Raw genomic sequence first — 10,225 nt, 5'->3', positions numbered from 1 at the left:
ACTCCCGGCCTCCGCCCTCAATCCAGGCACGCCGCACAGATCAGCGAACGAGCGTGCCCAGGCTTCGACAAGCTCAGCCCGAACGGGCAGAAGAAACCCTGCAACTATTAAAACAATAGCTGTCAGTGCTTATCCACCAAGCGCCAGACCCCAAAAAAACCAAAAATTCACCCCGCAGGCAGCCGCATCCCCACCCGCAACCCCCTCGGCACCACCCCCTCCGCCACCGTCCGGCCGCCATGCCGCAGCGCGATCTCCTCCACGATCGACAGCCCGAGCCCACACCCTCCCGCCTTGTCCGACCCGCGCCAGAAGCGCGCAAACAGATCGCCCAGGTGTTCGGCTGGCACGCCCGGCCCGTCGTCCTCCACCAGCAGCAAGGCCCAGCGCCCGGGCTCCTCGTGGCCCACACGCACTGTCACCGTGGCGCCGGGGCCTGCGTAGTGCAGTGCGTTGTCGATGAGGTTGTTGAGCGCTTCGCGCAGCAGCACCGGGTGGCCTTGCACGGGCAGGCTGTCGTCACCCTCGTAGCCCAGGTCCATGCCTTGCGCCAGGGCGCGGGCTGCCCATTCGCGAGCGACTTCGCGGGCCAGGCAGGCCAGGTCGATGGCCTGCATCTCCACGTTCGATTCGGAGCGCGCCAGCTGCAGCAACTGGTGCACCAAGTGGGCGCTGCGCTGGGCGGCCGAAAGCACCTTTTGCAGGCGTTCCTGCACGGCGGGCTCATGGCTTTCGTGCAGGGCCAGCTCGGTCTGGCCGATGAGCCCGGCCAGCGGGGTGCGCAGTTGGTGCGCAGCGTCGTTGAGAAAGCGCTTTTCCTTTTGCTGGCCGCGCGCCACGGTCTCCAGCAGCCGGTTGATGGTGCTGGCCAGCGAATGCACCTCCTGCGGAGCCGAGGTCAGCTCGATGGGGGGCAGCGGTGTGGTGCCAGCCTGCGGCAGGGCGCCGGCGCGCTCGATCTGGGCCTCCAGGCGCTTCAAGGGCTGCAGGCCGCGCAGCACGCCCGCATACACCACGGCGCTCAGCGCCAGGCCCATCAGCCCCATGGGGAACACCATCTGCTCCAGCAGCTCCTGCGCGATGCGCTCGCGCACGGTGAGGCTCTGCGCCACCTGCACGCGCAGGGTCTGGCGCGTCTGGGGTGTGCCGTAGTCCACGTCCAGCAGCGCCACGCGCACGGGGCGGTCGTCCACGCGGGCGTGGTACAGGTAGGGGTCGCCTACGCGCACCTCCACGGGCGGCGGCGGGGGCAACTGGGCATTGCCCAGCAGAAAGCGGCCGGGCGGGGACGAGACCATGTAGGTGATGCGGTCGGCCGGGTCCTGCTCCAGGATGTCCTGCGCGGCCTTGGGAAAGTCCACCAGCAACCCGTCCCCGATCGGCTTGATCTGCCGCGCGAGCGCTCGCACCGACTGCGTCAGCGTCTGGTCAATGCCCTTCTCGCCGTTCTGCAGCGCAATGCGCCACGCCAGAAACCCGCCAGACAGCCACAACACCAGCTGCGGCAGCAACAGCCACAGCAGCAGCTTGCGTTGAAGAGAAACCCCCGGTACGTGGCGCATGTCAGTGGCCTGGGCCTGCGGAGATCAGTGGGACCCCCGATGCCAGCCACTGGCGCGGCCCCCGCGAGGGATGCCGAGCAAGGGCCGCCCCGCAGCGAGGGCATCGTCCTCCTGCCCGCGTAGCGCAGCGAAGCGAGAGCGGGGGGAAGGCGCGCAGCGACTCAGGGGGGTGTTCCATCTACGGCCTGTTCAGCATGTACCCCAGCCCCCGGATGTTGCGGATGGCCAGCGGCGAGGTGTCGAGCTTCTTGCGCAGGCGGTGCACATACACCTCCAGCGCGTTGGAGTTGAGCGGGGGCGCGGCGGTTTGTCCGGGCTCCGGGGGGCTGGCGCGCCAGGCGGCCAGCACATCGTCGCGCGTGACGACTTCGCCACAGCGGTTGACCAGCAACTCCAGCAGCTCCCATTCGCGCTGGGTCAGGTCGAGCAGGTCGCCATTGAGCGCCGCCGAATGGCTGGCGTGGTCCAGCACCAGCGGGCCGATGGTGGTGCTGGCGCCCCCTGCGGCGCTGCTGGCCTGGGTAAAGGCGGGCTGGCGCGCACGGCGCAGCATGGCCTGCAGGCGGGCCTGCAGCTCCTGCATGTTGAAGGGCTTGGTGATGTAGTCGTCAGCCCCGGCATTGAGACCCAGCACGCGGTCTTCCACGCCATCGCGCGCGGTCAGAATCAGCACGGGCAGGCCGGCAATGTGGGTGCGCGCCCAGGTCAGAAGCTCCATGCCGTCGGCGCCGGGCAGGCCCAGGTCCAGGATGATGCCGTCCACCGCCTGCGACTGCAGCAGCGTGGTGGCCTCGGCCACACTGGAGGCCGTGTGCACGCCGAATTCCAGCTGCTGGAGCTGGCCAGTCAGCGCGTCCAGCAGCAGGGCATCATCTTCAACAATCAGTATCGTGGCCATGGGATTGAGCATAACAAAGCACCCCGCCAGCGGCTCCTGCAGCATGGCAATGCTTGCACCCGCAGCGGTTGGTAATTCAATAACGGGCCAATGGCGTTGGTATGTAACCCACACCCGGGAAAGCCCTGATATGTTCATTAATTATTGTAATTAAAGTACCGACTGCGCTGAACAGCACCGGATTGCGGCGCACCAACGGATTCAAACATCGAGGAGACACGGGTATGTGGAAGATGACAAAAATCGCCGCAGTGGCGGTGGGCCTGGCGGCAGCGACGTCGGCCAGCGCGGGGGAGGTGGAGGTCCTGCACTACTGGACTTCGGGCGGCGAAGCCAAGTCGGTGGCCGAGCTCAAGAAGATCATGCAGGGCAAGGGCCACACCTGGCGCGACTTTGCCGTGGCCGGTGGCGGTGGCGACAGCGCCATGACCGTGCTCAAGAGCCGCGTGATCTCGGGCAACCCACCGTCGGCTGCGCAGACCAAGGGCCCGGCCATTCAGGAGTGGGCGTCCGAAGGCGTGCTGGCCAACATGGACACCCTGGCCAAGGCTGAAAAATGGGATGACCTGCTGCCCAAGGTGGTCGCCGATGTCATGAAGTACAAGGGCGCTTATGTGGCCGCCCCGGTCAACGTGCACCGTGTGAACTGGATGTGGGGCAGTTCCGAGGCCCTGAAGAAGGCTGGCGTGGCCGCCATGCCCAAGACCTGGGACGAGTTCTTTGCGGCAGCCGACAAGCTCAAGGCCGCAGGCCTGGTGCCCGTGGCCCACGGTGGCCAGAACTGGCAGGACTTCACCACGTTTGAATCGGTGGTGCTCGGCGTGGGTGGCCCCAAGTTCTACCAGGACGCCTTGGTCAAGCTTGACGACAAGGCCATCAACAGCGACACCATGAAGAAGTCGCTGGAGACCTTCCGCCGCATCAAGGGCTACACCGACCCCGGCGCCCCTGGCCGCGACTGGAACCTGGCCACGGCCATGCTGATCCAGGGCAAGGCAGGCTTTCAGCTGATGGGCGACTGGGCCAAGGGCGAGTTCCTGGCCGCAGGCAAGGCGCCGGGCAAGGACTTCCTGTGTGCTGCTGCACCGGGCTCGGCCAACGCGTTCACCTTCAACGTCGATTCGTTCATTCTGTTCAAGCTGAAGGATGCTGCCGCACAAAAGGCGCAGAGCGACCTCGCCAGCGCCATCATGAGCCCGGCTTTCCAGGAAGTGTTCAACCTGAACAAGGGCTCCATCCCCGTGCGTGCGGGCCAGCCCATGGACAAGTTTGACGACTGCGCCAAGGCCTCGGCCAAGGACTTCGTGGACACCGCCAAGAGCGGCGGCCTGGTGCCCAGCGCGGCCCACGGCATGGCAATTGCCCCGGCCACCGAAGGCGCCATCAAGGACGTGGTCAGCCAGTTCTGGAACGACGACAAGGTCAGCGTCGCCGATGCCATGAAGAAGATCGCGGCCGCCGCGAAAACCAAGTAAGCCGTGCAAGACACACGCGCACACACGCACTAAAACCAACCCCAGAGGGATCCCATCATGAAGACAAGAAACCGCCTTACGGCGGTGGCTTTGGCCGCCGCATGCGCGAATGGCGCCTTTGCTATGGATGTAGCAGGCTTTGAGTTCAACGGTTACTCGCGGGGCGGCCCGGTGTTCAACCACTCCGACGGCGTGAAGGGCAACCTTTCGCTGGGTGGCGAGCTGCAGAAATACCGCCTGGGCAACGAGGGTGACAACGGCATCGAAGTCAACTTTGCACGCGGTTTTGAAGCCGGCGGTGTCAAGTGGAAGGTCAACTACATGCCCGCCAAGTGGGGCAGTGGCGACATCAGCACCGAACAGGCGTTTGTAGAAATGAGCGGCTTCTCGTTCTCACCCGAAGCCAAGTTCTGGGTCGGCCAGCGCCGCCTGCGGATCCAGGATGTGCACATCGTCGACTACTTCCTGCTGAACTACGGCGACAACATCGGCGCCGGTGTGACCGACGTGCCCGTCGGCGGCATGAAGCTGGGCCTGGGCGTGTTCACCGGCGACAAGTTCGACGGTGGCCTGCCCAACAACGTGAAGGCACACCGCATCAACGCCGACCTGTCGGAGATCAACACCAACCCGGGCGGCAAGCTGCGGGTGCTGCTGACGGCGGTGGGGGGCAAGGGCCAGGTCAATGGCGGTTCGGGCTCGGGCATCTCCTTCATGCACACGCAAAAGGAATTCCTGCTGCCCAGCATCACCAACACGCTGTACCTGCAAACATCGCGGGGCCATGCGCGCATCGACGGAGAGTTCGAGGCCATCGAGGGCACCAGCGCTGGCAAGCGCGCCACCCGCATCGCCGACTCCATCAATTGGCAAAGCGGCCCGTTTGGTGGTCAGGCCCTCATTGGCTACCAGACCAACAAGGCTGATCTGACGGGCGTGGAGACCAAGGACTTCTCGCTGGGCGGCCGTGGCTCCTATGCGTTCACCAAGAACTTCAAGGGCCTGGTGGAACTGTCCACCACCACCCGCAAGGGCACTGGTGCTGACCAGCGCCTGTCCAAGGTCACGCTGGCGGGCGCCTTGGCCCTGTCGGAAGACTTCTGGTCACGTCCCGAGTTGCGTCTGTACGTGACCAAGGCCAACTGGAACCAGGCAGCGGCACTGGCCAATGCCGCAACCTTTGGCGCCAATGGCAAGACCTCGCGCACGCTGGTGGGCGTGCAGTACGAGGTGTGGTGGTGATCCGTTGAGTAGGTAGTGAGTTAGCGAGTTAGTCAGAGGTTACTTTGTTCATTTGGGGGGCACTCCTGCGTGTCCCCCGCTTTTTTTACATGCAGGACGATGACAAACACATACCGTGGCCATGAGCAAAAACACCTTTGAAACATGGCTGCCCAAGCTGGTCGTGACACCGGCTTTTGTACTGGGCTTTGCCTTCATCTATGGCCTGATGGTCTGGAATGGCGTGCTGAGCCTCTCCGCATCGCGCATGCTCCCCAACTACGAGTGGGTGGGCCTCGCGCAGTACGAAAAACTCTGGGAGATGGACCGCTGGTGGGTCGCGCTCAAGAACCTCGGCATCTTCGGCGTGGGCTACGTGGGCGGGTCCCTGGCCATCGGCGTCGTGCTGGCCGTGTTGCTGGACCAGAAGATTCGCGCTGAGGGCGCGCTGCGCACCATTTACCTGTACCCCATGGCCCTGTCGTTTGTGGTCACGGGAACGGCCTGGAAGTGGCTGCTCAACCCGGGCCTGGGCATCGAAAAAATGGTGCGCGACTGGGGCTTTCCGAATTTTGAGTTTGGCTGGCTGGTGGACACCGAGATGGCCATCTACTGCGTGGTGATTGCAGGCATTTGGCAAAGCGCTGGTTTTGCGATGGCGCTGTTCCTGGCGGGCCTGCGGGGCATCGACGACAGCATCATCAAGGCCGCGCAGGTCGATGGTGCATCCTTGCCACGCATCTACTGGCGCATCGTGCTGCCAGCACTGCGGCCCGTGTTCTTCTCCACGGTCATGGTGCTGTCGCACCTGGCGATCAAGAGCTTTGACCTGGTGATGGCGCTCACCGCCGGTGGCCCTGGTTTTTCCACCGACGTGCCCGCAACGTTCATGTACACCATGTCGTTCTCGCGCGGCCAGATCGGCCTGGGCGCCGCCAGTGCCACCATGATGCTGGCCACCGTGGCGGCACTGGTCATCCCTTACCTTTACAGCGAACTGCGGACCAAGCCCCATGACCGCTAAGCCCTCCCTCTTTCCATCGCTTGGCCGCTTGCTGGTCTATGCCGTGCTGGCCCTGGCCACCGCGTTCTTCCTGCTGCCGCTGTACGCCATGCTCGTCACCTCGTTCAAGGATGCCGAGGAGATCCGCAGCACCTCGCTGCTGGCGCTGCCCGCTGCGCTGAACGGGGCAGCCTGGGGCACGGCCTGGTCCAGCGCGTGCACGGGCGTGGACTGCAATGGCCTGCGCCCGTTCTTCTGGAATTCGGTGGCCATGGCCGTGCCGGCCGTGATGATCTCCACCGTGTGGGGTGCGCTCAATGGTTATGTGCTGAGCCTGTGGAAGTTTCGCGGCAGCGATGCGCTGTTCGGCATGCTGCTGTTTGGCGTGTTCATGCCGTTCCAGGTGGTGCTGCTGCCCATGAGCCAGGTGCTGGGATGGCTGGGGCTTTCGAGCTCCATCACCGGGCTGGTGCTGGTGCACTGCCTGGCGGGGCTGGCGGGCACCACGCTGTTCTTTCGCAACTACTACGCGGCGATCCCGAAGGAGCTGGTGAACGCGGCGCGCATGGATGGCGCCAGCTTCTTCCAGATCTTCTGGCGCATCGTGCTGCCGCTGTCCACGCCCATCATCATGGTCACGCTGATCTGGCAGTTCACCAACATCTGGAACGACTTCCTGTTTGGCGTGGTGTTCTCGGGCACCGACTCGAAGCCCGTGACGGTGGGCCTGAACAACCTGGCCAACACCAGCAGCAGTGTGAAGGCCTACAACGTGGACATGGCGGCCGCGATCATCGCAGGCTTGCCCACCATGGTGATCTATGTTCTCGCAGGCAAGTTTTTTGTGCGCGGCCTGACGGCTGGCGCGGTGAAAGGTTAAGGAAAATCATGGCGTCTTCATTGGACATCGCGGGCATCAACAAGCGCTTTGGCAAGGGTGACAAGAGCGTGGAAGTGCTGCGCAAGATCGACATCCACGTGGCACCGGGCGAGTTCCTGATCCTGGTCGGCCCCTCGGGCTGCGGCAAATCCACGTTGCTCAACATCATTGCGGGCCTGGACGAGCCCACCGAAGGCGAGATCCGCATCGGTGGCAAGAACGTGGTGGGCATGCCCCCGCGCGACCGTGACATCGCCATGGTGTTCCAGAGCTACGCGCTGTACCCCACGCTCTCCGTGGCCGACAACATTGGCTTTGCGCTGGAGATGCGCAAGATGCCCAAGCCAGAGCGCCAAAAGCGCATCGACGAAGTCGCAGCCATGCTGCAGATCAGTCACCTGCTCGACCGCCGCCCCAGCCAGCTCTCGGGCGGCCAGCGCCAGCGCGTGGCCATGGGCCGGGCCCTGGCGCGCCAGCCGCAGCTCTTCTTGTTTGACGAACCGCTGTCCAACCTCGACGCCAAGCTGCGCGTGGAGATGCGCGCCGAGATCAAGCGCCTGCACCAGGCCAGCGGCATCACCAGCGTGTACGTGACGCATGATCAGGTCGAAGCCATGACCCTGGGTTCGCGCATCGCGGTGATGAAGGGCGGCGTGGTGCAGCAGCTGGGCACGCCCGACGAGATCTACAACCGCCCGGCCAATACCTACGTGGCCACCTTCATCGGCTCGCCCACCATGAACCTGCTGCGTGGCGCGGTCACAGGCGGGCAGTTTGGCATCCAGGGCGCGGCGTTGAACCTGGCACCTCCATCCCCCCCACAAAGCGGTTCCAACGAAGTGCTGCTGGGCGTGCGCCCTGAGCACCTGGTGATGCAGGAGACTGCCCCCTGGCGCGGGCGGGTCAGCGTGGTGGAGCCCACGGGCCCCGACACCTATGTGATGGTGGACACCGCCGCAGGCAGCGTCACGCTGCGCACCGATGCGCAGACCCGTGTGCAGCCCGGCGACGCCGTGGGCCTGGCGGTAGAGCCCGCCAACGCCCACTGGTTCGACGCCAAGTCCGAAGATCGATTGACAGGCTGAGCGGTTGGGAGCCCCGCCCCTGGGTCGCTGCGAGAAGGGGCTTTGGTCTTTGCCTGAAGCGGTAATTCAGGTAAAAAGAGGCTCTAGCGCTTATCTATCAAGCGTCAAAAGCTATATAAATAATAGCGTTGGCGATCCGCAGTCCGCCGTCTGCCACAGGGCAACGGGGGCGTGTGACCTTTGGTTTTCATCTTTTTCCCATGCACCCTCAGCGCCTCCTTGCCGACATCGGCGGCACCAATATCCGACTGGCCTGGCAGAACGAACCGGGCGGCCCCTTGCACGACACGCGCGTGTTGCCCTGCGCGCAGTTCCCCACCGTGGATGCTGCGCTGGCGGCCTATCTGACAGAAGTGGGCGTACCCACCCCGCGCGAGGCGGCGTTTGGCATTGCCAACCCCGTCACGGGCGACGCCATCCGCATGACCAACCACAGCTGGAGCTTCTCGCAGCGCGCGGTGCGCGAGGCGTTTGGTTTTGAGCGCCTGGTGGTCATCAACGACTTCACCGCGCTGGCGCTGGCGCTGCCCCTGCTGACGCCCGACCTGCTGCGCCCCGTGGGCGGTGGCGAGGCCGTGCCGGGCGCCGCCATCGCGCTGCTGGGCCCGGGCACGGGCCTGGGCGTGTCGGGTCTGGTCTTCCCGCCGGGGTCCAGCAACGGCGTGCCCCTGTCGGGCGAGGGTGGGCACGTTTCGCTGGCCGCGCAGACGCAGCGCGAATTCGACGTGCTGGCCATCCTGCAAGAACGCTATGGCCATGTGTCCGCAGAGCGCGCGGTATCGGGTGCGGGGCTGGTGGACCTGTACCATGCGCTGCGCAGGCTGGCCCAGCGCGGCGGCAAGGAGATCAGTTCGGCCGCCGAAGTGACCGAGCTGGCACTGCAGTCCAACGACGCCTTGGCGCTGGAGGCGCTGGACCTGTTCTGCGGCTTTCTGGGTAGCGTGGCGGGTAACCTGGCCCTTACCCTGGGCGCGCGCGGCGGCGTGTTCATTGGCGGCGGCATGGTGCCGCGCCTGGGCACGTGGTTCGACAAATCCTCGTTCCGCGCACGGTTCGAGTCCAAGGGACGCTTTCAGCCCTACCTCGCGTCCATCCCCTGCTGGATCATCGACCCGAGCGCCACGCCTGCGCTGTATGGAGCTTCGCGTGCGCTCGATATTGCCGGCTCTGAAGGATGAGCAGCGAAGTTGCCGCACCGCCCGCGCCGGGGCCTGCGCTACAGGTCAGCGGTGTGCACCATGTGGCCATCATCGCCAGCGACTATGTCCGCTCGCGCCGCTTCTACACCGAGGTGCTCGGCCTGCGGGTGGTGCACGAAGTCTTTCGGGCGGAGCGGCAGTCGTACAAGCTGGACCTGCAGTTACCCGATGGAACGCAGGTGGAGCTTTTTTCCTTCCCCCATCCACCCAAGCGCCCGTCGTACCCCGAGGCCTGTGGCCTGCGCCATCTGGCGTTGCGCGTAGCCGATATGGAGGCCAGCGTGGGCACGCTGGTAGCGCATGGCGTGGCGGTCGAGCCGGTGCGGGTCGATCCGTTTACCGGCGCGTTGTTCACCTTTTTTGCCGACCCTGATGGGTTGCCGATTGAGTTGGTGGGGGGAATCGATAGACAGACTGCTGGGGCTGACTGAGCTTCCTGCGCGAATCACAACGCCTTTTTTGTTTCTTTCGTCACTGCCTTGGCTTCGAGCGATCCCAGCTGCTGGGTCTCAGAGAGGTGAAACCACACGGAGTAACCTCGTGCTGAGGTGCGTTTGAACTGAAGCCAGTAGTCGCACCGATAGAGGCGGGAATTGACCTCTTCGCAGGTGGATTCCATGAATCTGCTGGTTTCTTTGACTTCTTGCAGGCTAGAGCCAATAGGAATTTTGCGCAGGAAGCCAGAGACAACCATCGCGTTGTCCAGCTTGTCGAGATCCACAGAAGCTGAGAGAGGTGACCCTTCCGTCTCCAGCGACAGGAAACTCACAAAACCCCAGTCCGTAGGGATGCATCCGCAGGCAGATTTCCAACCTTCAGGACCTGACGGTGCAAGGAAAGCTAGCGCTCCGATCAACGGAATGCTCAGGAGGACGGGTAGTAGCTTTCGCTTCGTGAGCATG

General features: G+C 64.4%; 10 protein-coding genes. 7 read left to right on the top strand and 3 right to left on the bottom strand.

The window, feature by feature from the left end; all coding sequences use genetic code 11:
* Positions 1 to 167 precede the first annotated feature (167 nt).
* Positions 168 to 1,562, bottom strand: a complete 1,395-nt coding sequence (locus AC2YJX_RS25905; protein ID WP_121507508.1) for a sensor histidine kinase — start codon at positions 1,560 to 1,562, stop codon at positions 168 to 170.
* A 178-nt stretch (positions 1,563 to 1,740) separates the two neighbouring features.
* Positions 1,741 to 2,460, bottom strand: a complete 720-nt coding sequence (locus tag AC2YJX_RS25900; RefSeq protein ID WP_055395176.1) for a response regulator transcription factor — start codon at positions 2,458 to 2,460, stop codon at positions 1,741 to 1,743.
* A 224-nt stretch (positions 2,461 to 2,684) separates the two neighbouring features.
* On the opposite strand from AC2YJX_RS25900, the gene AC2YJX_RS25895 reads away from it, so the two are divergent.
* From AC2YJX_RS25895 to gloA2, 7 genes are all read left to right on the top strand, one after another.
* Positions 2,685 to 3,935, top strand: coding sequence for an ABC transporter substrate-binding protein (locus AC2YJX_RS25895; protein ID WP_487257696.1), 1,251 nt, complete (start codon positions 2,685 to 2,687; stop codon positions 3,933 to 3,935).
* Positions 3,936 to 3,992: 57 nt separating this feature from the next.
* Positions 3,993 to 5,177 carry a carbohydrate porin gene (locus AC2YJX_RS25890; RefSeq protein ID WP_487257695.1) on the top strand — a complete coding sequence of 395 codons (1,185 nt, stop codon included), beginning with the start codon at positions 3,993 to 3,995 and terminating at the stop codon, positions 5,175 to 5,177.
* A gap of 121 nt (positions 5,178 to 5,298) precedes the next feature.
* Entirely contained in the window at positions 5,299 to 6,180 is an 882-nt protein-coding gene (locus AC2YJX_RS25885) for a carbohydrate ABC transporter permease (RefSeq protein ID WP_121422357.1), read from the top strand.
* Entirely contained in the window at positions 6,170 to 7,039 is an 870-nt protein-coding gene (locus AC2YJX_RS25880) for a carbohydrate ABC transporter permease (RefSeq protein ID WP_121422358.1), read from the top strand. The genes AC2YJX_RS25885 and AC2YJX_RS25880 overlap by 11 nt, the downstream gene beginning before the upstream one ends.
* A gap of 8 nt (positions 7,040 to 7,047) precedes the next feature.
* On the top strand, positions 7,048 to 8,124 hold the full coding sequence (locus AC2YJX_RS25875; protein ID WP_121422359.1) for an ABC transporter ATP-binding protein: 1,077 nt from the start codon (positions 7,048 to 7,050) through the stop codon (positions 8,122 to 8,124).
* 200 nt (positions 8,125 to 8,324) lie between these two features.
* Positions 8,325 to 9,302: a glucokinase gene (gene glk, locus AC2YJX_RS25870; protein WP_121422360.1), complete on the top strand. Its 978-nt coding sequence runs from the start codon at positions 8,325 to 8,327 to the stop codon at positions 9,300 to 9,302.
* On the top strand, positions 9,299 to 9,754 hold the full coding sequence (gloA2, locus tag AC2YJX_RS25865; protein WP_487257694.1) for an SMU1112c/YaeR family gloxylase I-like metalloprotein: 456 nt from the start codon (positions 9,299 to 9,301) through the stop codon (positions 9,752 to 9,754). Before glk ends, gloA2 begins: the two co-directional genes overlap by 4 nt.
* Before the next feature lie 14 nt (positions 9,755 to 9,768).
* Here gloA2 and AC2YJX_RS25860 read toward each other — a convergent pair whose 3' ends face one another.
* Positions 9,769 to 10,092 (bottom strand): hypothetical protein, encoded by a 324-nt coding sequence (locus AC2YJX_RS25860; RefSeq protein WP_487257693.1) that lies wholly within the window; start codon positions 10,090 to 10,092, stop codon positions 9,769 to 9,771.
* Positions 10,093 to 10,225: the final 133 nt, after the last annotated feature.

The organism is Acidovorax sp. SRI_002, from assembly GCF_057586455.1.
Note: the sequence above shows the minus strand (reverse complement) of the source record. Positions and strands in the feature narration are given on the sequence as shown.

What these genes read in the sequence shown, in the direction of transcription:
- AC2YJX_RS25900 (WP_055395176.1), bottom strand. Translation starts at nt 2,460, where the DNA reads ATGGCCACGATACTGATTGTTGAAGATGATGCCCTGCTGCTGGACGCG.
- glk (WP_121422360.1), top strand. Translation starts at nt 8,325, where the DNA reads ATGCACCCTCAGCGCCTCCTTGCCGACATCGGCGGCACCAATATCCGA.
- AC2YJX_RS25880 (WP_121422358.1), top strand. Translation starts at nt 6,170, where the DNA reads ATGACCGCTAAGCCCTCCCTCTTTCCATCGCTTGGCCGCTTGCTGGTC.
- AC2YJX_RS25885 (WP_121422357.1), top strand. Translation starts at nt 5,299, where the DNA reads ATGAGCAAAAACACCTTTGAAACATGGCTGCCCAAGCTGGTCGTGACA.
- AC2YJX_RS25890 (WP_487257695.1), top strand. Translation starts at nt 3,993, where the DNA reads ATGAAGACAAGAAACCGCCTTACGGCGGTGGCTTTGGCCGCCGCATGC.
- AC2YJX_RS25875 (WP_121422359.1), top strand. Translation starts at nt 7,048, where the DNA reads ATGGCGTCTTCATTGGACATCGCGGGCATCAACAAGCGCTTTGGCAAG.
- AC2YJX_RS25895 (WP_487257696.1), top strand. Translation starts at nt 2,685, where the DNA reads ATGTGGAAGATGACAAAAATCGCCGCAGTGGCGGTGGGCCTGGCGGCA.
- gloA2 (WP_487257694.1), top strand. Translation starts at nt 9,299, where the DNA reads ATGAGCAGCGAAGTTGCCGCACCGCCCGCGCCGGGGCCTGCGCTACAG.
- AC2YJX_RS25905 (WP_121507508.1), bottom strand. Translation starts at nt 1,562, where the DNA reads ATGCGCCACGTACCGGGGGTTTCTCTTCAACGCAAGCTGCTGCTGTGG.